Origin of the sequence: Acinetobacter gerneri DSM 14967 = CIP 107464 = MTCC 9824 (genome assembly GCF_000368565.1) — a bacterium.
In the GTDB taxonomy this organism is placed as follows: domain Bacteria; phylum Pseudomonadota; class Gammaproteobacteria; order Pseudomonadales; family Moraxellaceae; genus Acinetobacter; species Acinetobacter gerneri.
This window is the reverse complement of sequence record NZ_KB849542.1, coordinates 404,029-426,805: the sequence shown is the minus strand read 5'-3', so window position 1 is coordinate 426,805 and position 22,777 is coordinate 404,029. Positions and strand designations below refer to the sequence as shown.

Annotated in this window: 16 protein-coding genes and 2 pseudogenes; 11 read left to right on the top strand and 7 right to left on the bottom strand. The window is 37.9% G+C overall.

Features of this window, described 5'->3' with window-relative positions:
• Positions 1-6 precede the first annotated feature (6 nt).
• The 3 genes from F960_RS07510 (at position 7) to F960_RS07500 (ending at position 5,947) form a co-directional block, all read left to right on the top strand.
• A complete protein-coding gene (locus tag F960_RS07510) occupies positions 7-3,924 on the top strand; it encodes a DUF3418 domain-containing protein (RefSeq protein WP_373855018.1) in 3,918 nt (1,305 codons plus the stop codon).
• A gap of 30 nt (positions 3,925-3,954) precedes the next feature.
• Positions 3,955-5,070 carry a beta-ketoacyl-ACP synthase III gene (locus F960_RS07505; protein WP_004861614.1) on the top strand — a complete coding sequence of 372 codons (1,116 nt, stop codon included), beginning with the start codon at positions 3,955-3,957 and terminating at the stop codon, positions 5,068-5,070.
• A 106-nt stretch (positions 5,071-5,176) separates the two neighbouring features.
• On the top strand, positions 5,177-5,947 hold the full coding sequence (locus F960_RS07500; protein WP_004861612.1) for a lysophospholipid acyltransferase family protein: 771 nt from the start codon (positions 5,177-5,179) through the stop codon (positions 5,945-5,947).
• A gap of 89 nt (positions 5,948-6,036) precedes the next feature.
• Here F960_RS07500 and F960_RS07495 read toward each other — a convergent pair whose 3' ends face one another.
• The gene (locus tag F960_RS07495; protein WP_004861611.1) at positions 6,037-7,296 is read right to left on the bottom strand and encodes an MgtC/SapB family protein; all 1,260 of its coding nucleotides are present in this window, start codon (positions 7,294-7,296) and stop codon (positions 6,037-6,039) included.
• A 378-nt stretch (positions 7,297-7,674) separates the two neighbouring features.
• Between F960_RS07495 and F960_RS07490 the strand changes: the two genes are divergently transcribed.
• Both F960_RS07490 and F960_RS07485 read left to right on the top strand, forming a co-directional pair.
• Positions 7,675-8,034 (top strand): NirD/YgiW/YdeI family stress tolerance protein, encoded by a 360-nt coding sequence (locus F960_RS07490; protein WP_004861609.1) that lies wholly within the window; start codon positions 7,675-7,677, stop codon positions 8,032-8,034.
• A gap of 148 nt (positions 8,035-8,182) precedes the next feature.
• Positions 8,183-8,641, top strand: a pseudogene (locus tag F960_RS07485) (response regulator transcription factor); the annotation flags it as partial.
• Positions 8,642-8,643: 2 nt separating this feature from the next.
• Here F960_RS07485 and F960_RS07480 read toward each other — a convergent pair.
• The gene (locus F960_RS07480; RefSeq protein WP_004854881.1) at positions 8,644-9,606 is read right to left on the bottom strand and encodes an IS30 family transposase; all 963 of its coding nucleotides are present in this window, start codon (positions 9,604-9,606) and stop codon (positions 8,644-8,646) included.
• Between the two features lie 106 nt (positions 9,607-9,712).
• Between F960_RS07480 and F960_RS07475 the strand changes: the two are divergent.
• Together F960_RS07475 and F960_RS07470 are read left to right on the top strand one after the other, a co-directional pair.
• Positions 9,713-9,922 (top strand): annotated as a pseudogene (locus tag F960_RS07475) (winged helix-turn-helix domain-containing protein); the annotation flags it as partial.
• Positions 9,923-9,926: 4 nt separating this feature from the next.
• On the top strand, positions 9,927-11,261 hold the full coding sequence (locus F960_RS07470; protein WP_004861604.1) for a sensor histidine kinase: 1,335 nt from the start codon (positions 9,927-9,929) through the stop codon (positions 11,259-11,261).
• A 136-nt stretch (positions 11,262-11,397) separates the two neighbouring features.
• Here the strand turns inward: F960_RS07470 and hemP are convergent, their stop codons facing one another.
• On the bottom strand, positions 11,398-11,568 hold the full coding sequence (gene hemP / locus F960_RS07465; protein ID WP_004861602.1) for a hemin uptake protein HemP: 171 nt from the start codon (positions 11,566-11,568) through the stop codon (positions 11,398-11,400).
• Positions 11,569-11,708: 140 nt separating this feature from the next.
• Between hemP and F960_RS07460 the strand changes: the two genes are divergently transcribed.
• Positions 11,709-12,605, top strand: coding sequence for an NUDIX domain-containing protein (locus tag F960_RS07460; protein WP_004861600.1), 897 nt, complete (start codon positions 11,709-11,711; stop codon positions 12,603-12,605).
• A 64-nt stretch (positions 12,606-12,669) separates the two neighbouring features.
• On the opposite strand, the gene F960_RS07455 is transcribed toward F960_RS07460, so the two are convergent.
• Positions 12,670-13,254 (bottom strand): tetratricopeptide repeat protein, encoded by a 585-nt coding sequence (locus tag F960_RS07455; protein ID WP_004861598.1) that lies wholly within the window; start codon positions 13,252-13,254, stop codon positions 12,670-12,672.
• A 773-nt stretch (positions 13,255-14,027) separates the two neighbouring features.
• A complete protein-coding gene (gene mrcB, locus F960_RS07450; RefSeq protein WP_004861597.1) occupies positions 14,028-16,382 on the bottom strand; it encodes a penicillin-binding protein 1B in 2,355 nt (784 codons plus the stop codon).
• Positions 16,383-16,569: 187 nt separating this feature from the next.
• On the opposite strand from mrcB, the gene F960_RS07445 reads away from it, so the two are divergent.
• Together F960_RS07445 and F960_RS07440 are read left to right on the top strand one after the other, a co-directional pair.
• On the top strand, positions 16,570-17,475 hold the full coding sequence (locus tag F960_RS07445) for an NAD(+) kinase (protein ID WP_004861594.1): 906 nt from the start codon (positions 16,570-16,572) through the stop codon (positions 17,473-17,475).
• 2 nt (positions 17,476-17,477) lie between these two features.
• Positions 17,478-17,750: a YeaC family protein gene (locus F960_RS07440; RefSeq protein WP_004861593.1), complete on the top strand. Its 273-nt coding sequence runs from the start codon at positions 17,478-17,480 to the stop codon at positions 17,748-17,750.
• Between the two features lie 368 nt (positions 17,751-18,118).
• Here F960_RS07440 and F960_RS07435 read toward each other — a convergent pair whose 3' ends face one another.
• Both F960_RS07435 and F960_RS07430 read right to left on the bottom strand, forming a co-directional pair.
• Positions 18,119-19,114: a glycosyl transferase family protein gene (locus F960_RS07435; protein ID WP_035374010.1), complete on the bottom strand. Its 996-nt coding sequence runs from the start codon at positions 19,112-19,114 to the stop codon at positions 18,119-18,121.
• Positions 19,115-19,302: 188 nt separating this feature from the next.
• Positions 19,303-20,619, bottom strand: a complete 1,317-nt coding sequence (locus F960_RS07430) for a dicarboxylate/amino acid:cation symporter (protein ID WP_004861588.1) — start codon at positions 20,617-20,619, stop codon at positions 19,303-19,305.
• Positions 20,620-21,385: 766 nt separating this feature from the next.
• Here F960_RS07430 and F960_RS07425 point away from each other — a divergent pair.
• Positions 21,386-22,528, top strand: a complete 1,143-nt coding sequence (locus tag F960_RS07425; protein ID WP_004861585.1) for an acyl-CoA dehydrogenase family protein — start codon at positions 21,386-21,388, stop codon at positions 22,526-22,528.
• Positions 22,529-22,777 lie beyond the last annotated feature (249 nt).

Here is a 22,777-nt window from a genome sequence, read left to right as displayed (position 1 = left end):
TTGGTCATGGTGCGCGACCGTCATCGCTTAAATCGACTTAAAAAGGGTAAAGACGTAAATCCTGAGCAATATCAAACGTTATTTGAAAAATCTAATGCCCAAGTTCGTAAACGATTTGAGCGCATTCCAAATATTAAACTTAATCAAGATCTTCCAGTCACTCAGTATGCAGATCAATTGATCGCAGCGATTCAAAAAAATCAGATCATTATCGTTGCAGGTGAAACAGGTTCGGGTAAAACAACGCAATTGCCACAGATTGCAATGTTGGCTGGTCGTGGTTTAACTGGGATGATTGGTCATACTCAGCCTCGTCGTTTGGCTGCTCGAAGTGTTTCGGAGCGTATCGCTGAAGAAGTCGGGGAAAAACTGGGCGAGTCGATCAGTTATAAAGTTCGTTTCAATGAACAAGGTTCAAAAGATTCACTCGTTCGTTTGATGACGGATGGTATTTTGTTGGCTGAGCTGGCAAATGACCGTTATCTCAATAAATATGACACGATTATTATTGATGAAGCACATGAAAGATCACTTAATATTGACTTTATCATGGGCTATCTCAAGCAACTGGTAAAAAAACGTCCTGATCTAAAAATTATCATTACTTCTGCAACATTAGATGTAAATCGTTTTAGTGAATACTTCAACGCTGCTCCAATTTTTGAAGTTGAAGGTCGTAGCTTCCCTGTAGAAGTGGTCTATCGTCCTATCTCTGAAATGACGATCGGTGGCAGTGATGACGATGACTTTGATGATTTTGAAGAAAATCTACCACGTGCAGTCGTTCAAGCTGTAGAAGAATGTTTTAAGGACGCCGAAAGAAAAGGGCATCCCGAACATGCGGATATCTTGATTTTTTCGAGTACCGAACAAGAGATTCGAGAATTACAAGAGACCTTACAAAAATATGGCCCACGTCATACGCAAATCTTGCCTTTATATGCACGATTGGCTTTGGCTGAACAACAAAAGATTTTCAATCCATCTGGTGGTGGTCGACGTATTATCATCGCCACAAACGTTGCCGAAACTGCATTGACTGTACCGAATATTCGTTATGTTATTGATAGCGGATTTGCACGTATTTCACGTTATAGTTACCGTTCTCGTGTACAGCGATTGCCGATTGAAGCGGTATCGCAAGCTGCAGCAAATCAGCGTAAAGGGCGTTGTGGTCGTATTGCGCCAGGTGTCTGTATCCGTCTTTATAGTGAAGAAGATTTTCTAAGTCGTCCTGAGTTTACAGAACCAGAAATTAAACGAACCAACTTGGCTTCTGTGATTTTGCAAATGCAAAGCTTGGGCTTGGGGGCTGTCGAAGATTTTGATTTTATTGAGCCGCCAGATCACCGCTTGGTCAATGATGGTCGTAAACTCTTGCTAGAGCTTGGTGCGATTTCTGATCATGAAAATAATTCCCCTAAATCTTCTCCTGATAAAGAAGGGTCTGATTCAAGCCATCCGTCTCATTCACAAAAAAGAAAGGCTAAGGGCGATTCATCGAAAAGTGGCTTAACTAAAATCGGTCAGCAAATGGCGAAAATGCCAATTGACCCACGTCTTGCACGTATGATTTTAGGTGGGGCACATTTTGGTGTATTAAATGAAGTTTTAGTGATCGTAGCGGCACTTGCTGTGCAAGATCCACGTGAGCGCCCAGCGGATAAACAGGCACAAGCAGATCAAAAACATGCCTTGTTTAAGCAGCCAGATTCTGACTTTTTATTTTATAGTAAGCTCTGGGAAACGCTGCAAAATAACCGTGAAAATTTAAGTGAAAATAAACGTCGTACATTTGCACGTCAGCATTTTTTAAGTTGGTTAAGATTAAGAGAATGGAAGAAAACACATGAGCAGTTACTTGATTTGGCTCAGAGTTTAAAACTTTCTTTCAATGAAAAACCTGCAAGCTATGAAAATCTACATCGTGCTTTATTGACGGGATTGCTTTCGTTTATTGCCAATAAAACAGATGAAAAAAATGTTTATATGGCAGTGCGTCAGCAAAAAGCCCGAATTTTCCCAGCATCTACTTTACATAAAGCGGGTGCGTCATGGGTTATGGCTTTTGAGATGGTGGAAACTTCACAGGTTTATTTACGTAATTTGGCAAAAATTGAACCTGAATGGATATTGCTCGCTGCACCAAATCTATTGAAGCATCACTATTTTGAGCCACATTGGGCGAAGAAGCCGGGCATTGTAAATGCTTATGATCAGATTTCGTTGTTTGGTTTGATTATTGAGCCGAAACGATTGACCAATTATGAAAAAGTCGATCAAGCTGCTGCACATGAAATCTTTTTAAGAGATGCATTAACAACAGGTAATCTAGGTTCAACCCCACCATTTTTAAAACATAATTTATTAAAACTTGAAGAAGTTGAAAGAGTTGAAGATAAATTACGACGTCGTGACTTGGTGGTGGACGAAGAAACCATTTACCAGTTTTATGCTGCAAAAGTCCCAGAAGATATTGCCAGCCGTCGAAGTTTTGAAGACTGGCGTGCGACTGTTGAGCCTAAAAATCCACGTTATTTATTTGTCGATGATGATGCGCTCTGGATGAATGATCGTCCAACCACGCAACAATTCCCAGATTATTTACAAAATGGTCAGCTACGTTTGGCTGCAAGTTATCGATTTGATCCGAGCCATGATGAAGATGGGGCTACGGTTAAAATTCCTGTGCAAGCCTTGCCGCAAGTCGATGAAAAGATTTGGTCATGGGGAATACCGGGCTGGCGTTTGGATTTGATTGAAGCATTACTAAAATCATTGCCTAAAGATAAACGTCGTAATCTTGTACCCATTCCAGATACTGCAAAAAAACTGTCAAAACAAATTGATGCCACACATTTGCGTGAGCATATTTTTGAATTTTTGGCATTTCAATTGCGCGGTGAACAGATTACAAGCAAAGATTTTTCTTTTGATAAAATTGATCAATTTCTCATTCCATTTATCAAAGTGATTGATGAAAAAGGGCGTGTGATTGAAAAAGGTCGTGATCTTGAAGAACTCAAAGCACGTTGCCGTACAGAAACACATAGTCCAGTGAAACAACTTAAAGGTGAATTTAAAACTTTCCCTGAAAAATTTGTGTTTGAAGCTTCGCAAAAAGTGACAGGTGTTATTGTTAAACAATATCAAGCACTTGTGCCCGTAAAAGCCTTTGCGAAACTAGATGCGAAAGATGAGTCAGGGATCGTGATTCAAACCTTTAATGATCAAGATGAAGCGATCAAACAGCATCGTGAGGGTATCATTCGCCTGATTCATATGCAGTTGGGCGATTTGATCCGTCAGTTGAAAAAGCAGATTTCAAAACCATTAGCTTTGGCTTATTCGCCTTTAGGTGATAAGGCAAAACTTGAGCAAATGTTGATTTATGCGACTTTGCAAATGTCGATTGTAGATCTTCCGATTAATGCAGATGAATATAATCAACTGCTCATTCAGGTCAAACAACAGTTTTTGTCGATCGGACAAGAAGCCTTAAAAATGATGAGTGAAATTTTCATTCAATGGCAGGAAATTCGACAAAAGCTTTTGGTCTTGGATCAAAATGTATTTGCTCAAAATATGGATGATATCGAAGATCAACTTGATTTGATGGATTTATCAAATTTTGTTTACAGCAAATCTTCAGATATTTGGCAAGAATATCCACGATATTTAAAAGCTTTGATCTTGCGTTTAGATCGATTGCCAAATAATCTAATGAGGGATGCTGATGCGATCGCACAGATTGATCCTTGGATGGACAAATTATTTAAATTTAAAAATGACGCGCGCCTCAAAGAATTGTATTTCATGGTTGAGGAATTGCGCATTTCATTATTCTCTCAACCAATGAAGACCAAGATGCCGATCTCAGAAGCCCGCTTGCAAAAGCAGTGGGCTCGTTTAGGAATCAGTTAAAATATAGGTCATTTTATTAAGGAGTTTTACATGGGCATCCGTATCACAGGTACTGGGTTGTATCATCCTGAAGAATTTATTACAAATGAAGAGCTTGTAGAAAGCCTGAATGCTTATGTGGAACAGTATAACCACGATAATGCAGACAAAATCGAAACTGGTGAAGTTGTCGCTCGTCGTGGCTCTAGTGCCGAATTTATTGAAAAGGCATCTGGTGTTAAACGCCGTTATGTGATTGAAAAATCAGGTGTATTGGATATTAATCGTTTACGTCCACGTTTAGAAGAACGTACTGATGAAGAACTTTCGATCCAAGCTGAATGGGGTGTCATCGCAGCGAAACAAGCGATGCAGAATGCAGGTGTAACAGCTGAAGATATCGATGTTGTGATTTTAGCTTGCTCAAATCTACAACGTGCTTATCCTGCTGTAGCGGTTGAAATCCAGACTGAGCTTGGTATCCAAGGTTATGCTTATGACATGAATGTGGCTTGTTCAGCAGCAACGTTTGGTTTGAAACAAGCCTATGATGCGATTAAAACAGGTGCTCGTCGAGTACTTTTAGTTAATGTTGAAATCACTTCAGGTCACACAGATTATCGTTCACGTGATTGTCACTTTATTTTTGGTGATGTTGCGACAGCTTCGATTATCGAAGATACAACCACTAAAACAGGTTTTGAAATTGTAGATACCCAATTATTCACACAATTTTCAAACAATATCCGCAATAACTTTGGCTTCTTAAATGCTTCAGAATTGACGCATCGCGATGATAAACAATTCCGCCAAGATGGTCGTAAGGTGTTTAAAGAAGTTTGTCCTCTAGTTGCAAAAATGATTACTAAGCAATTGGAAAAAAACAATATTTTACCAACGGATGTGAAGCGTTTCTGGTTGCATCAAGCCAATGCCAATATGAATGAGCTTATCTTAAAACTGGTTGTAGGTAAGCAAGCTGCTGAAGCTGATCCTGCTTTAGTTCCTATCATTTTAGATGAATTTGCAAATACTTCATCGGCTGGGGTGATTATTGCCTTGCATCGTACTCAAGACCAAGTGAATGATGGCGAATACGGTGTCCTTTGTTCTTTTGGTGCAGGCTACTCAGTGGGTTCAATCCTCGTTCAAAAGCATGTTGTCTAATGCTTTGATGTCGCGATAAAGTCTCAAATTTTGCCTTATAGCCATGTGCTGTAAGGCAATAATAAAATAACAAGATCAATCATATACATCATCAAAGGATTTGAAGATGAAAAAAACTTTGAAAATTACTCATAATGCCAAACTCATCCGTTTGGTGAGTAGTTTGCAGCGTTTTTATTTTGAGCCTAAATTTTTTGGTTCGGAAAATATCCATCCCGAAAAGCCTGCAATGTATGTGGGAAATCACAGTATTTATGGTGTATTTGACTCACCCATTATCATTGATTATCTCTTTAATGAACACAAAATCGCAGTGGTGAGCCTCGCTGATCATGTGCATTTTCACATTCCCATTTGGAAGAAAATGGTTAAAGGCATTGGCGCAATTGATGGTGTCCAAGCATACGCTAAGCTTGCCATGCAACAAGGCTATTCCATTTTGGTTTTTCCGGGTGGTGGCAGAGAGGTGGTGAAACGAAAAGGTGAAGAATATCAACTGATCTGGAAAGAGCGCTATGGATTTATCAAGCTCGCTCAGGAGTTTGGTTATGACATTGCACCCTTTGTAGCGATTGGCGGTGATGAGGTTTTTGATCTGATCTTTGATGCCAATGGATTGTTAAAACAAAAATGGTTTCAAAAGCTGTTAAGTTATCCACGATTGGGTAAATTTTTAAGACATGGTGAAATCATTCCATCAATTCCAAAAAATATTATTCCCAAACGTATTCCATTTTATTTCAAATTTTTACCTCGAATGAGTATTGAAAATATCCATTCTGTAGAAGACTTATATCAGTTTAGGGATCAATTGCAGGGTGAAATTTATCGTGAAATCGATCATATAAAACAGTTGAGAGATCAGGGTCAACTTTGATCGAAGCCTTATTTTTGAACAGCATAACTTGATAAATTTTATTTAAATTTCATCTAAAGATGGCTTAGATTCTTTGCATTCTTTAAACGCTATAATCTGATCATGACGAACATCAATAGAACCAATACCGCCATATGTAAAATTTGAAAAGGTGCAAAATATAATAAAAATTTAAGCCCACCAGTTAAGAAAGAATTAACGCATTTTGCTAAGGCATGCACACTTAATCCTAAAACAACAGCATAAAATAAGATGGTTTGATCAGGATCACCTTGCATGACAACAGATGCCATTGCACCATGAACCTCAAACAATGAAGCCAATAGAGTGCCAGCGAGTAAGCCAGCATCACCGAGTAGTACACTTAGACCATAGACTCCGGCTTGGATCAACGTCAATGTAATCGCAATAATTCCAGCTTCTTTAAGGCTAAACATCCGCCCTGTATCTGCTGAAACACTTTCATTGTTTTGTGATTTGTACATCAAAAAAAGTGCTGCAATGATCAAGATTAATGTTGCGGATAGGCATGGTACGATGAGTACCTTTAGCCATGCTGGATTCGTTCCTGCAACGATAATGAGCAGTTGTAACAAGGTTGCGACACAGGACATCAACGCAGCACCAGCATTGGATTTGGCTTGTGCGTGACCTGCACGCACCTGCATACCCAAATTGGCAATGGTCGCTGTACTAGAAACAAATCCTGATGCTACTGATGATAAAATCAGCGCTTTTTGTTTTGACATCAGTCGCTTGGCTATATGTGCTAAGGCTTGAACGGCAAGGATTAAGCTCAGTAGTTTAACGATGACATAAGGGTTGAGGACTTGTCCCCAGAGCGGCTTGTTTGGCATTAAAGGTAATGCGATCAAGATCAATGCTAACAAAAATATACCGTCTGTAATTTCTGATTCGGTGATCCATTTTCCCGCAAATTGGTGCATTTTATGTTTACTGAGCAATAATATGGTTAATATCACAGCTAAAGCCGCAGCAAAGGTAATATTATAAATACACATTGCGCCGATAAAATATGTGAAAAAGAAAGCGATTTCAGTGGTGATACCTGGGTCTTCTTTTTGATTTTTAATGGTGATAATACAAATTCCACCAACCACAATAGCACCAACGATACCGAGTATAGGATCGAATAAAAAGCAGATTGCACCAAGTAATGAACAGATCGCAAAAGAACGGAAACCTGCGAAACTATGCTGATTTTCACGTTGTCTACTTCTTTCACGTTCTAAACCAATCAATAACCCACAACCAAGCGCAGCCGCAATAATCGTCAAAAATTGTGTGATTGAGATTGTATGTATAGAAATGAGAGACAACATACTCATGGTGCTATTCCTATATTTTTATAGTGTAAATTTCATTTTATTTTGCATTATTTTTATAAATTCTCAAATTAAATATTTTAAAAAACAATAATCTATATTAAAAACCATTTAATAGCACAAAAACTATCAATTGTGTGCAACATTGCGCATTTTTCAGTCTCTAAAAGGGCTAAAGATATTCATTATTTTGGATTCATTCACTTCTTACGAATAAACAAACCCTTTTAATCCAATTTTTTTTTCTAAAAATAATACGAGAGTGATGTAAAGCTTTTGAGAATGGTGTATAGGGGCTAAATTTAGACATCTTAAGATTCGCCTCATCTTTCTTTGATTTAATGACTTTATCGAAACAATCATGTGATAAAGGTAAAAAAAATGAAGGCATTAAATAAAATTTTATTGGTGAGTACTCTTGTTGCAACAAGCACTTTTGCAATCGCAAATACAGCAGTTAATCAAACTGCCATTGCACCTACAGTTACTACAGTTAAAAACGCATTAAATATGAAAGATGACAGTAAAGTCCAACTTCGAGGTCATGTGGTTAAGTCCATCGGCGATGAAAAATATCAATTTCGCGATAATACTGGCTCGATTACCGTTGATATAGATGATGAACTTTGGCAAGGTCGTCCTATTGCTGCAAATACACCAGTGACGCTTATTGGTGAAGTAGATATTGACTATAAACCGATGAAGCGTGTAGAAATCGATGTAGAACAAGTTAAATTTTAATTAGACAAAATTTTTCATAAAGAAAACCACATAGCTGATGTGGTTTTCTTTTTACTACAGGATTTATTGAGTGATCTACGATTGACTTTAACTTTTAGGATCAAGCCCCTATAGTGCATCTATAAAGCATATTGATATGAGATAAAACATGAGAATATTGCTCGCTGAAGATGATCAATCACAAGCAGAAAGTATAAAAACTTGGCTGGAAATGGATGGCTACAATGTAGATTGGGTCGAGAGGGGTGATCATGCAATTTTGGCGATTGAGCAACATCAATATGATTGTATTTTACTTGATCGAAATATGCCGAAAGCCAGTGGAGAGGAAATTTTAAAAAAATTGCGTAGCCACCATATCAGTACGCCAGTGATCTTCATCACTGCAAAAGATAGTATTCATGATCGGGTTGAAGGATTAGATCTGGGAGCAAATGATTATTTGGTCAAACCTTTTAGTCTTGAAGAATTATCTGCGAGGGTGAGAAGTCAGATTAGACAACAACAAGTTTCAGTTGATTCTCAGATTATTTTTGATCATTTACGTCTAGATACTCAAGCGAAAATACTCTATAAAGATGACCAAGTTGTTCATTTAACAGGGCGGATTCAAGCAGCAAGTGCAACAGTATAAAAACCAGCCATAACTTCACTTGGCGTATACCAGCCTAGTGTTTTTCTAGGACGATGGTTGAGTGAAAATTCTATCTGCTCTATTTCATCGTTTGACACGTCATCAAACGATGATGATTTTGGCAGATATTGCCGGATTAAACCATTCGTATTTTCATTTCTAGCTCGCTGAATAGACTTGTAAGGATCAGCAAAATAAGTATCTATGCCGACATCAGTAATTCTTTTGTGTTCGGCAAATTCCTTTCCATTATCAAATGTTACACTATAAGCATGGCTCATTCGTAAACGATCTAATGCACAAGTAATCGTTTTAGAGGATGCTCTCGTTGACCCTAAATGAACAATATGTACGTACAGGCTCTTTCGATCAACGAGGGTTAATAAAGCTCCTTTATGATGTTTACCAATCACCGTATCACCTTCGAAATCTCCTAAACGTTGTCGCTGATCAATGACCTGGTCTCGGCAATGAATACTTGTTTTATCAATGATTTGCCCTCTACGATCCGTGTTTTTGTAACCTCGTTTTCGATATTTCTTCTGATGCCTTAAGTGTAGATGGAGGTTACCTCCTTGTGATTTATCTTGATAAATGTGCTGGTAAATCCACTCATGTGAAGGTACATCCAGCCAACCGCGTTGTGTTAAAGCACCTGAAATTTGTTCTGGTGACCAGTCTAAGCCAATTAAGTAATCAATATAAGCGAAGGCAAATGCTGTCATGGATGATGAAGGATGGTACCGTCTTTGACTTGCAAATTTCGCTGCCTGTTGAGCTCTATATCCACGTTGCCCAGTATTTCTTTTTAACTCACGGTAGATGGTTGATCGTGAACGCCCTAACTCCCGAGCAAGGCTAGCGATTGAACTTTTACTTTTCAAAGTAGCATAAATTTCGTATCTTTCATCTTGAGAAAGTTGGGTGTATTTCTTCATTGTGTGCTTTCCAATTGCGAGTTGAAAAAGTCTAATGATTCTATGAATACACCTAACTTTTTCAACTAACTACAAGTGTGTTGCACTTGGGATTTGAATCTGCGCAGCAAAAGAATACCAAATATTACATAAGCTTATGCAAAACCCTCAGCATATTGTTACACGGGAGCAATTGGAGGAATCACTCTATGCTTGGGGTGATGAGATTGAGAGTAATGCAATAGAGGTTTTTATTTATCAATTACGAAAGAAAATAGGCAACCAAAGTATCAAGACGATTCGTGGTCTGGGCTATCGCATGAATCAGGAAAACTAGAATTATGGCAAAAACGATCTCGTTACAGCGAAAATTGCTTCAGACTTCAATGTTAGGCTCTGTTGTAGCGGGAGTGATTGCTTTGATTTTATTGGTTGGGATTTCTATCTATCAGACCATGTCAGTTCAAGATGAGATTATGGATGAAATCTCTGACATGTTATTAATTTCAGATCTCACAGCAAATTCTGGTCAGCAAGTCGATGAGTTAAGCAGTGAGTTTGATATTGAATATCAATTAAGAATGAATCAACACGTGCTGACTCAATCTACTCAATATAGTTTTCCACAAGATCAATTTATCACTCAAAAAGATGAATATTCATATATTTGGTATAAAAAAAGAATCTGGCGTAGTTATCATGCCAAGAATGAAGATCACAATATGCAGGTGCAGGTTTTACAGCCACTGCATGTTCGCTTTGAGGAAATGCTACAAAGTTTTTTAGGCTATACCGCTGTGTTGTTGTTTTTATGGTGTTTGCAATGGTTGATCACGCATTTTTCTATAAAAAGACAATTCCAAACACTTCATCAGTTATCACGTGAAATTTCTGAAAAAAATGCTGAAGATTTAAGTCCTATCCAACAAAAAGAACCAGAGTTAGAAGAACTACAGCCGATGATCAAGCAATTGAATCAACTTTTAGCACGTTTGGAAGATGCCTTGATTCGAGAGCAGCGTTTTACTGCTGATGCATCTCATGAACTACGTTCACCATTGTCTGCCATACAAATGCGTTTACAAGTGTTAAAGCGAAAATATTCGGATGTCGCACCAGAAATCAAGCAAGATCTAATTCAAATACAACAAGATGTGGATCGCGGCACACGGATTTTAGAAAATTTAATTATGTTGGCACGTTTAGATCCAACACAATCGACTCAAGTGGTGATGACAAAAGTATATTTACCGCAGCTTATTGATGAAGTAATGAGCGCTTTGGCACCATTTGCTGAGCAGAAAAAAATTCAATTTCACCTTGAAATTATGCCAAGTGAGATAAGGGCAAACCAAGAACTTATTTATATTTGTATAAGAAATCTTCTCGATAATGCGATTCGTTATGCAGAATTTGGTGGCAATATTTATGTCCATTTAAATTCTGATCAACAAAACAGTATTTTAACGATAGAAGATGATGGAAAAAAATTAACAGAACAAGTCATCAATCGTTTAGGTGAACGCTTTTATCGTGCACTGGGAACCAAAACTCAGGGCAGTGGTTTAGGCCTGTCGATTTGCAAAAAAATAATTGAGTTGCACCATGCCTCCATTCAGTTTTCGCCTTCTGAATATCACGGACTCAAAGTGCAACTCAATTTTTCTAATGATTAAATATGGGTACTAAAGCAAAACTGAAATTTTATTATATTTTCATTTCAGCCTTTGGGACGCTCGATGCCTAAAAGTAGTACGCGCTGATTTGTACTACTTATTTCCACCTTTCTTATTATAACAATTGTTATTATTGTTATTTGGTAAGAATGAGGCGGTTATTTCGAGTCAGGCGTAGGCGATATTCTTCACCTGCATGCATGATGCGGATTTCACGTCCAAGCGCAAACAGATTATTTGAATGAAGCATTGGTAATGCGTGGTGAGCTTCATTGTTACGAGTAAAGAAGTTAAAAGGTGCGTTCATTTTGCTACTCCAGCGAGGGTGGTTTGAAATTGTTTTAAATGATAATCATTATCGAATAGGCCTGTCAACGATAATTTTTATCATTTCAAAAAAAATGATTATTGCTTACAATTTCATAAAATATTTTGTGTTGAATGATCATGTCAAAACCATCCATTCATGTTGCGATCGCTTTATTGTTTCACCAAGGAAAAGTGTTAGTCGGCTGGCGCAATGAAAATCAGCATCAAGGGAATAAATACGAATTTCCTGGTGGAAAAGTTGAAGTAGGTGAGAGCATTGAACAGGCGTGTCGCCGTGAAATTTTTGAAGAAGTCGGCGTAGGTATTCAGACTTGGCATGCATTTGATGTGATCCATCATGAATATGATGATCTCGAAGTAACATTGCATCTATTTCATGCTCAAGTCCCTCGCCAGTATTTAAAAGATATTCAGCAGCCATGGAATTGGTATAGTCGTGAAAAGTTATTGGATTTGAATTTTCCAAAAGCAAATATCAATATCATCTCTCGATTGATTTGGGCTCATTTTATAAAAATTAGCAATGATTTGTCCCAACTTGCTCATTTAAATCAAGATACTTGGTTGTATTGGCGGACTGAGCAAGACATTGAAAATGAGGCCTTAGAAGCCTTAACTGAAAATGAGCTGAGCAAATTGATCGTCAATATCGATATTTGGAAAAAATTAAATATTCATCAACAAAAATATGTTGCGGCGATTCATTTTAAACAATCACAATTATTTGAATTAAATAAAGGTGATTTGCCTGTGGCTATACGTTGTATCGCTGCTTGCCATGATGCTGTGTCGATTCAGCGTGCCAATCAGCTTGGTTTTGATGCATTGCTGCTTAGCCCTGTTCAGGCTACCCAAACGCATCCAGATGCCAATCCTTTGGGCTGGGAGCAATTTGCTGCACTGGCGGAGATGTCAGACATTCCTGTATTTGCTATGGGCGGTTTAAATCCTCAAGACTTGGAAATAGCGCAAAAACATCATGCTTATGGTGTGGCTGGTATTCGAAGTTTTTAATCAATCCTTTCCACTGCCTAAGCCGAACAATAAGTGATGGATCTAAAGTGCAAAGCCTTAAAAGCTACAGTGCTTTTAAATGGCTTTGTGCTTCAGTAATCACTTTGGTATTTTTTTGCTTAGTTGCAGAGTTTAAAATCACTTTCCAGAGTTCACGCTTCATTGGGGGTGTCTGCGCATAGCTTAAACCACGACGTGCAAGCGATTCTGCATTAGTATTTTGATTACGATGTTCTGAGATTAAGGCGAGATATAAAAAGGGCTCGGCAGCTTGTGGTGCAAGTCTTTGTGCTTGTAATGCATGTTTTTCAGCATCATCCCATTTTGCAGCTTTTAAAGCTTTATTCGCCTCGGCAATCGTGTTGCGATAGGGAACTAAGGAAGTGCCATCATCGATGTGTTGTTGCGCTACTTGTTGTTTTGGCACGATGATTTTAGGTGGTGCAGGCTTTGATGGCTTAGGAAGACTTTGTTTAGAGATTTCCCCTTGATCATAAGGTGTTATTTTTACACCATCAGGTGTGGGTATACCTTTTTGAACAGGCTTTTCTTGGGTCGCTTGTGGCTTTGTTTGCTTAGGTTCAGGTGTGGTTTGACAGCCAACTAAGATCAGTAGACTGCTTATCAGTATGCCTTTTTTTACAAACATAAGCGCTTTTTCCTAGTATTAAAATGATAACAAGATCATCGTTATACCTGAGAAATGCTGAAAATTGAACCGAATCACTTTTAATATTAACAAATTTGATAACAAACCCATGTAAGTGATGTACGGTGTTTAGCTATAGATTCTTTGAATCCACCCCCAACAGGGAGCTTTTATAACTAAAATATTTATTTACAGTGAGTTCCCCTCTTTTTAAAGAGGGGCTAGGGGAGATTAAAAGATTGGGTCAATAATTTTTAACTGATCAGTATTTTAATCAGTTAAAGGTTTATGAATCCACCCCAGCCCTCCTTTGATAAAGGAGGGAGCTTTTATAACTAAAATATTTATTTATAGTGAGTTCCCCATCTTTTTTAAAGAGGGGTTAGGGGAGATTAAAAGATTGAGTCAATAATTTTCAACTGATTTGCCTTTTGATCAGTTAAAGGTTTATGAATCCACCCCAGCCCTCCTTTGATAAAGGAGGGAGCTTTTATAACAAAAAACATTTATTACTGTTAGTTCCCCTCTTTTTTAAAGAGGGGTTAGGGGAGATTAAAAGATTGTGTTAATAATTTTTAACTGATTTGCCTTTTGATCAGTTAAAGGTTTATGAATCCACCCCAGCCCTCCTTTGATAAAGGAGGGAGTTTTTTAAAGAGGGGTTAGGGGAGATTTAAAAGATTGTGTTAATAATTTTTAACTGATTTGCCTTTTGATCAGTTAAAGGTTTATGAATCCACCCCAACCCTCCTTTGGTAAAGGAGGGAGCTTTTCTACATTGCGCGATTAGATAGGTCTTGATCCATGTTATTTTCACTGTCACGAATATAGCTATCTGAATCATTGCTTGCTGGTGCTGAAGTTTCAGCGTTTGGATCATAAGTCGGTTCAACTTGATAATGCGGTAAACCACATTCCGTTGCGCGAGTGGGTACTGTATTACTCAATAATGGAATGTACATCGCACCTTCACAGCCTTGTGCCGATAGATAACCAGAATTGGTATCGATCCATTGCCATTGCACAGAATCAGGCTGACGAATATTGACCGGTTTTTGCTTTAATTGTTTCATGACATTCATCCAGACAGGTAGTGCGCCTGAAGATCCTGTCAAACCAGTCACTTTGTTGTTATCTAGTCCAAGCCATACCACAGCAACATGATTGCCTGAATAGCCTGCAAACCACGAATCACGTGTATCATTTGTGGTACCAGATTTACCTGAAAGCTTTAATTCACTCGGCATTACACTATAAGCAGCCTTACCCGTACCATTACTCATGACTTGTTGTAAGCCATAATTTAAAATATACGCTGCAGAAGGGTCTATGGTTTGTTGTACATTTAAACCAAAACGATCTAGTACACGACCATTGGAATCGACAACTGAACGAATTGATTTAATTGGATATTTAAAGCCGCCAGTAGCAAAGTTACCATAAATACTCATGACTTCCATTGGAGACATATCCACCGCACCAAGGAAGATAGATGGGTAGTTTGGAATGTTGGATGTCACACCAAATTTCTTCAAGTTATTACTAAATGTCGCTACACCAAACTCTTGACCTACACGGACTGCTGCAAGGTTATATGAGTTTGCCAGTGCTTGTGCCATAGGAACAATGCCGTGCCCACCACCGCTATAATTTTTCGGTGTCCACGTTTTGCCTTCAACTGAAACGCTAATCGGTTCATCTTCAATTTTTGACGCCCAGTTATAACGTCCAGATTCGATTGCACTCAAATAAATCACTGGTTTGAGTAGAGAGCCAACTTGGCGTTTGGCATCAATAGCACGATTAAAACCAGTAAAGTCTTGTGTAGAGCCTACAACGGCTTCAAGCTCACCATTTTCAGGTCGACTGACAATCACAGCACCCTGTAAATCTTTTAGACGAGTTGAACCCGCAAGTCGAGATACAGTTGATCTAAATGCATCTTGAACTTTAGTTTGTTCAATTGGATCAAGTGTCGTAAAAATACGTAGGCCTTGATTGGTCAAATCTGATTCTTGATATTCAGTTTTGAGTTGACGACGGACAACATCCAAGAAGTCTGGGAAACGGGAAGTACCCAAAGTTGGTTTTGTCACCACACCTAATGGACGAGCAACTTCCTTATCATATTGATCTTGAGTTAAATAACCCATCACCAACATGTTGTTTAAAACAACATTACGACGGTTCAATGCACCTTCTGGATTTCTCCATGGGTTATATAGAGTCGGACCTTGTACCAAACCAACCAAATACGCTTGTTGTGCGATATTGAGTTCACGTAATGGTAAACCAAAATAATATTGGGCTGCCAAACCATAACCATTAACAGAATAATTACCGTTTTGACCTAAATTTACTTCGTTTAGATAGGCTTCTAAAATTTCATCTTTACTATAATGAAGCTCAAGCAACAAAGACATCAGTGCTTCATTGACTTTACGTTTCAAGGTTTTTTCAGGGGTTAAATAAAAATTCTTGATCAACTGTTGGGTAAGGGTCGAACCACCTTGACGTTTTCCACCTGTGACATTACTCACTAAAGCGCGTGCTGTACCTCGGAATGAAATCCCGTGATGCTTATAAAAATTGCGGTCTTCTGTTGAAATCAAAGCTTCAATCAAAGTTTTTGGAACTTTGTTAAGTTTGATGAGCACACGATCTTCGTTATGCTGAGGGTAGATCCCACCGATCAGCAAAGGCTCAAGTCGGACCATACCTGTACTATTCGGCTTGGTTGCTTTGACATCAGCGATTTGTTCACCATTGAAGCTGACTTGGATGACTTGTTCAGGATCAACATTATCTCCATAATCAAAGCCACGCGTATGGATATAAAGTGAAGTGCCATCACTGACATAATGGCCAGATTTTTCATAACTTTCTGATTTTTTATAACCGAGCATGTTGAGCTCTTGTTGAAAATCAGCAGAAGAAATTGGTGCATTGGCATATATTTCTAAAGGGCGGGCAAAAACCTTCGCTGGGATATCCCAACGTTTCCCTTCAAATTTATCTCGGATAATATTATCCAAACGAATTAAATAAGCACTAAATGCCAAAAATGCGACAATCACCAATATTGAAAAGATGAGCGCAACAAAACCAATACCGCGTTGAACCTTCATATATAATAAATAATCCCCTGATTATTGCGTTAATCATGCGAAGCTTTTCATCATTTTGCAATGATTAATCTGTGAATAAAATAAAAATACAGATACAAATGTGATGCATTTTGTCATTTAAATGTTTTTTTAAATCAAGGTCATTAATGTTATGATATGCCTGAATCGTAACGGAGCCGTGCTTTAGGTGCAAATCTCAGCTAAATCATTTAGAAATATTGGACTGATTGGACGTCCTGACAAATCTTCAGTCGTTGATACGTTATGTCTTATTCATGATCATTTATTAAGCATAGGTTTACATCCTGTATTTGATACTGAAACTGCCAAACTTGTTCCTTATACTGATACTCAAACGGTTAGCCGTCATTTACTCGGTGAAGTGGTGGATTTGGTCATCGTCGTCGGTGGTGATGGATCTTTGCTGCATGCAGCTCGTGTTTTAGTTAAATACAATACGCCTGTGATTGGGATTAACCGTGGTCGTTTGGGCTTTTTGACAGACATTAAGCCGACCGAAGTGATTTTTAAACTTGATCAAGTTTTAAAAGGTGAGTTTCAGCTTGATCGCCGTTTCTTGTTGGAAATGGAAGTACGCTCAAGTAACCAAACGATTTATGATGCAATTGCGCTTAACGATGTGGTTTTGCATTCTGGAAAATCGGTTCATATGATTGATTTTGACCTCTATATTGATGGTCAATATGTTTACCGTCAGCATAGTGATGGCTTGATTGTGTCGACTCCGACAGGCTCTACGGCTTATGCACTTTCAGGCGGCGGTCCTATTTTACATCCAAGTATGGATGCGATCGCATTGGTGCCTATGCATCCTCATACTTTGTCTTCGCGTCCGATTGTGGTGGGTGGACAAAGTGAGATCAAGATTGAAATAAGAGAAAATCGTGTCTTGCCTATGGTCAGTGCTGACGGGCAACACAGTGTTTCATTAAATGTCGGTGATAGTTTGCATATCCGCAAGCATCCATTTAAATTATCATTATTGCATCCACCGGGTTATGACTTCTATATGGCTTGTCGTACAAAACTCGGGTGGAACCAAGATTTCGACTCATTACAGCAGCAGGATTGATCATGAATGTAGAACAAATGCTTGCCGTTTTAGATGCTGATATTGTTGAGCGTTTAAAAACAGCCATTGAAATTGGTAAATGGCCAAACGGTGTTGCTTTAACAGCAGAGCAACGTCAAATTTGTATGCAAGCAGTGATTGCTTGGGAACATCAACATGTTGATGAGAAACAGCGTACAGGCTATATCGATAAAGGTAAAAAAGAAGAAGGTGAAGTGTGTGAAGATGATCACCACTTACATGAGCCAGAATTTAAACCGATCCGTTTTGTCTAATCACCAGCATATTGCAAATGAAAAACCATTCTTGATGAATGGTTTTTTTGTAGGAAATAGCGAACTTTTTAAATATACTCAAAACGTCAGAAAAATAAGACATTTTTGTAATTAAGTTTAGAATATTTTAATGGAATTAAAGATACGATCATCATACAGCTAAGCCTTTTCATTATGATTCTAAATGATTTTCGTAGGCAATTCGCTTTACTTTTGGCAGGGCAAAAGTAACAAAACCACCATGTAGCAAATGGGCATACATCCTGTAGCCCTTGCACACGAACGGCATCCTGCCTTGTCACGTAGCCAATGTGTTTGTATGAACAACCCTTGGGTTTCGCCGTATTAGAATAAAAGAAAATAGTCTCTTATCGTCTTGTTTCCCACAATTCTTTAGCTTTCAGCATACTTTTTTCAAAGCTATCGCATACCTGCATGGTATAAAGCGCAATGCCCATGGTTTCGATAACAGCTATTTCACCATATTCATGCTGTGCTTGACCCTGCCAAACTGCTTTAAAAATATTGAGATCAAGTTCTTCTTCGGTTGGGCTGCGGCTATCTGTGAGTTTCGGCAATTCATGCTCATACAATTCACCATTTTTAATCCCACAAATGAGTGTCTTAGCATCAGGATTACGCTCAAATTCTCCACCTTCACCTTTGATCACGGCACTATTTTGATAGCCGAGTTGGAAGGCTGCCTGCTGATGAGAGCTACGATAGGCAGGGTGGAAAATGGCTTGCATCGTTGCTTTAGCATCAAAAGGGTTGATCAGGCGGGCCAATGTATGGATAGGGGAACGTAAGCCCATAACATTTCGTAATGCAATCAATTCACTTAAAATCGGTGAAATCACATGCAATGGTAGATAAGCAAAATTGGATTGTTGTAGCTGAGTTTGGACATCGTTTTGATTTTGGCAAATCGGATAACCTAAAAACTCCAAGACTTGTTCGGTATAAACACGATTGATGGTATGTCCAGATGCGCCATGCATCACGATTTTATAGCCGTGTTTAGCTAAAGTGAGTGCCGACAAGATAAACCACGGAAAATGTTTACGCTTTCCTGCATAAGATGACCAGTCTAGATCGACGTGCATCGGTTCAAACTTTAACTGATCTTTGGTTGCTTTGACAAAACCCGTGAGCTCATCGACGGACTCTTCTTTAACGCGAAGTAGCATTAAAAAAGCACCGAGCTGAACATCTAAGACTTCATCATTTAAAATCATGGAAAATGCTTGATACGCTTCTTCAAAAGTCAATGATCTTGCACCGTTTTTACCTTTACCAATGATACGGATAAACTGCGCAAAAGGATGTTCAAAGTCTTGATAAAGATTACGTTTGTTATTCATAGCGATCAAAGCACAATAAAAAAATCCAGCAACACTATGCCACATTTAAAAGCTTTTGTTCATATTTTCAAAATATTAAGCCAAAAAAAGGAAGCAAATTTGCTTCCTTTTATAAATCTTAGATTCTCATGAGAAGTGCAACATTCACATTTTAATGGCTAGCACGAGCTTAGCTTTTACTGTGAATATTAACCTGCATCAGATTCTTTATGATTTAACACACGATCAAGTTGTTCTTTGTCCAACGCATTTTCCCAACGAGAAACTACGATTGTTGCACATGCATTACCAACCAAGTTGGTTAAAGCACGACATTCAGACATAAAGCGGTCAATACCTAAGATCAACATCATACCGATTACAGGGACACTTGGTACAACTGCGAGTGTTGCTGCAAGGGTAATAAAGCCTGCACCTGTTACACCTGCGGCACCTTTAGAAGAAATCATTGCAACTAAAAGTAATAACACTTGTTCGCCGAGAGAAAGATCGATATTCATCGCTTGAGCAATAAATAATGCAGCAAGAGTCATGTAGATGTTGGTTCCATCAAGGTTAAATGAATAACCTGTAGGAATCACCAAACCAACTACTGATTTTTCACAACCTGCTTTTTCCATTTTACTCATCAAAGATGGTAATGCGGCTTCTGAAGAACTTGTACCGAGTACTAACCACAATTCGTCTTTGATATAACGCATCAATGCAAAGATAGAAAAGCCGTTATATTTGGCAACAGCGCCTAATACGATTGCAACGAATAAAAATGCTGTGATATAGAAAGTTAAAATCAGGAACATCAAGTTACCGACACTTTTTAGACCAAAAGCACCAATAGTATAAGCCATTGCACCAAACGCGCCGATCGGTGCAAATTTCATGAGCATACCGACCAAGTGGAAAATAGGCGCAGTCAGGTTGTTTAAAAAGTCCACGATAGGTTGACCTTTAGCGCCAATCGCTGCCAAAGACAAACCAAAAAGAACAGCAACAAACAACACTTGAAGAATGTCACCAGCAACAAGTGGACTGACCAATGTTGTCGGAATAATGTTCATTAGAAAGCCAGTAATTGTGCTTTCATGCGCTTTTTCTACATAACCAGAGATCTTAGTTGCATCTTTACTTGCTTCTAAAACGTGAGGGTCAATATTTAAACCACTACCAGGTTGAACTACGTTTGCAACGATCATCCCGATGATTAAAGCCAGTGTAGAGAACGTGATGAAATAAAGCATTGCTTTACCCGCAACTCGTCCTACAGCCCCCATATGCTTCATACTGGAGATCCCTGTTACCACTGTAAGGAAGATAACAGGTGCAATAATCATTTTTACAAGATTAATAAATGCAACACCTAAAGGTTGCAAGCTTTTACCCAAATCCGGCCAAAAGTGACCGATTAAAATACCTACAATGATAGCAAATATCACTTGTACATAGAGAATTTGATAAAACTTTTGTTTCTTTGGAGGAAGGGAATTTCCCTCGAGTTGAATCTCCATACGGACTCCTATTTCGTTATTCCAGACACTTTGGATTAACTATTTTTTTTCGAAATACTCTATATCACGGAAACAAAATAATTAAAGATAAAGCAGAAAAATTTGATGATGCGATTTTAAGTATTATGAATTGCTGCTCACCAATATTAATTAATAATAAATAAACAAAAGAAAAACAATTTATATACTATTTATTCACAAGATGTTTTTATAACTTTTGTTCAAAAAAAAGATGAGCGTAAAATGTTCAAAATGAAAGATATATTTATTTAACTTATTAATAAATAAATATAAAAAATGTTATTTATTTTTGATCAAGAATTGAACTTATAAATATAATTATAGCTATAAATGAAATAATGTTCGCAATAATGAGGATTTATTGAAAATTTATTAATACAAAAAAACTATAAATAAAATAGACAAAAAAAGGATAAGAAAAAAAATTATTTTTCAATATAAAAATAACGCGATTTTTATTACAACTTAATGGTTTAACATTATGAAAAATAAGTATTTTTGTTTGAAGTTAAAACAATTAACACATCTATAAAGTCAATGTAAAGTAAAAAAGCAGAAAAACACTTTAAGACTATAGTCTAAGAAAGCACCAATTTTAGCTCGAAAATTGTGTTACAAATAAAATATGACTTAAGCAGGATTGGCTTTAGCGACTTAAAAAATAAGAACAAAGATCATGACTTCATTTTGAAAACTATTTAGGATGAAAGAGATTGAAAAAAACAAGTTTTAAGGAATAAACATAATGCTTGGCTATGATGCAGATTTGGAACTTTTTCGCGATAACTTTAGACGTTTCATGGGTGAACATATTGCACCATTTTATGATCAGTGGGAGCGTGAGGGGTTAATGCCTCGTTCGGTTTGGTCATTGTTGGGTGAAAATGGTTTTTTATGTGTTGATGTTCCAGAAGAATATGGAGGTTACGGTGTACCGACCGAATATTCTTTGATGCTGGTTGAAGAATCTGCACGTGCAGGATTTGCTTCATTATCGACTGCGATTTCATGTCATTCTGAAATTGCAGCACCTTATATCTTGCATATCGCTTCTGAAGAGCAAAAACAGTACTGGTTACCCAAAATGGTTGCAGGCGAGGTTGTTGGTGCAATTGGTATGACCGAACCGGGTGCTGGTTCAGATTTGCAAGCTATGCGTAGTAGTGCCATTTTGCAGGGTGATCACTATTTATTAAATGGATCAAAAACATTTATTTCAAATGGTCAGCACGCTGATTTGGTGGTATTGGCAGTGAAAACTGATCCACAGGCGCGTGCAAAAGGTGTTTCTTTACTTTTGGTTGATACACATCTTGAAGGTTTTAAAAAGGGAACCAATCTGGAAAAAATTGGTCTACATTCTCAAGATACCTCAGAATTGTTTTTTGATAATGTCAAAGTTCCAGCTAATCAGATTTTAGGACAAGCAGGGCAAGGATTTGTTTATCTTATGCAAGAATTACCTCGTGAGCGTACTTCGATTGCTGCAACAGCTTTAGGTGCGATCCGTGGTGCGATTGATATCACCACTAAATATGTCAAAGAACGTAAAGCATTTGGTCAAGAAATCGGTCAATTCCAAAATACACGATTTGTTTTAGCGCAAGCGAAAATTGATGAATTGGCGACGGCAGCGTTTTATAACCAAAACTTAGCCCTCTATAAAGAAGGAAAGTTGGATGTTGAAACGGCTGCAGCACTTAAAAGTTTTAGCTCGGATATGCAAATGAAAGTTGCTGATAATTTGCTGCAACTTTTTGGTGGTTATGGTTATATGAGTGAATATCCGATTTCTCGTTTCTTTGTTGATGCTCGTATCCAGCGAATTTATGGCGGAACCAATGAGATCATGAAAGAGATTGTGGCTCGTGGGATCTTGGGTAAATAAGTTTAATTATCTGTGTTTAGTTATTTGTACTTTTAATAAGTTCGCTATTTCTAAAATAGAACAAGATCGAACAACAGATTAGAATAAGCGTTTTAACTCCGGATTGTGGCCTCAAAATCACAATTCTTTTTTTTGCCTTTTATTAGACTTTTTCCATAAATAAAAAATGATCAGATAACTGGGTAGAAAGTACCACTTACGGTCACATTTGCCGAGAGTCATTTAATTTACTTTGCGTAGACAATATTT

Excerpts from the sequence above, each read along its gene's own strand:
- F960_RS07440 (WP_004861593.1), top strand. The coding sequence starts at position 17,478 with ATGAATGTAGAACAAATGCTTGCCGTTTTAGATGCTGATATTGTTGAG.
- hemP (WP_004861602.1), bottom strand. The coding sequence starts at position 11,568 with ATGAACGCACCTTTTAACTTCTTTACTCGTAACAATGAAGCTCACCAC.
- F960_RS07425 (WP_004861585.1), top strand. The coding sequence starts at position 21,386 with ATGCTTGGCTATGATGCAGATTTGGAACTTTTTCGCGATAACTTTAGA.
- F960_RS07480 (WP_004854881.1), bottom strand. The coding sequence starts at position 9,606 with ATGAAGAAATACACCCAACTTTCTCAAGATGAAAGATACGAAATTTAT.
- F960_RS07500 (WP_004861612.1), top strand. The coding sequence starts at position 5,177 with ATGAAAAAAACTTTGAAAATTACTCATAATGCCAAACTCATCCGTTTG.
- F960_RS07505 (WP_004861614.1), top strand. The coding sequence starts at position 3,955 with ATGGGCATCCGTATCACAGGTACTGGGTTGTATCATCCTGAAGAATTT.
- F960_RS07430 (WP_004861588.1), bottom strand. The coding sequence starts at position 20,619 with ATGGAGATTCAACTCGAGGGAAATTCCCTTCCTCCAAAGAAACAAAAG.
- mrcB (WP_004861597.1), bottom strand. The coding sequence starts at position 16,382 with ATGAAGGTTCAACGCGGTATTGGTTTTGTTGCGCTCATCTTTTCAATA.
- F960_RS07495 (WP_004861611.1), bottom strand. The coding sequence starts at position 7,296 with ATGAGTATGTTGTCTCTCATTTCTATACATACAATCTCAATCACACAA.
- F960_RS07490 (WP_004861609.1), top strand. The coding sequence starts at position 7,675 with ATGAAGGCATTAAATAAAATTTTATTGGTGAGTACTCTTGTTGCAACA.
- F960_RS07470 (WP_004861604.1), top strand. The coding sequence starts at position 9,927 with ATGGCAAAAACGATCTCGTTACAGCGAAAATTGCTTCAGACTTCAATG.
- F960_RS07510 (WP_373855018.1), top strand. The coding sequence starts at position 7 with ATGGTGCGCGACCGTCATCGCTTAAATCGACTTAAAAAGGGTAAAGAC.
- F960_RS07435 (WP_035374010.1), bottom strand. The coding sequence starts at position 19,114 with ATGAATAACAAACGTAATCTTTATCAAGACTTTGAACATCCTTTTGCG.
- F960_RS07460 (WP_004861600.1), top strand. The coding sequence starts at position 11,709 with ATGTCAAAACCATCCATTCATGTTGCGATCGCTTTATTGTTTCACCAA.
- F960_RS07455 (WP_004861598.1), bottom strand. The coding sequence starts at position 13,254 with ATGTTTGTAAAAAAAGGCATACTGATAAGCAGTCTACTGATCTTAGTT.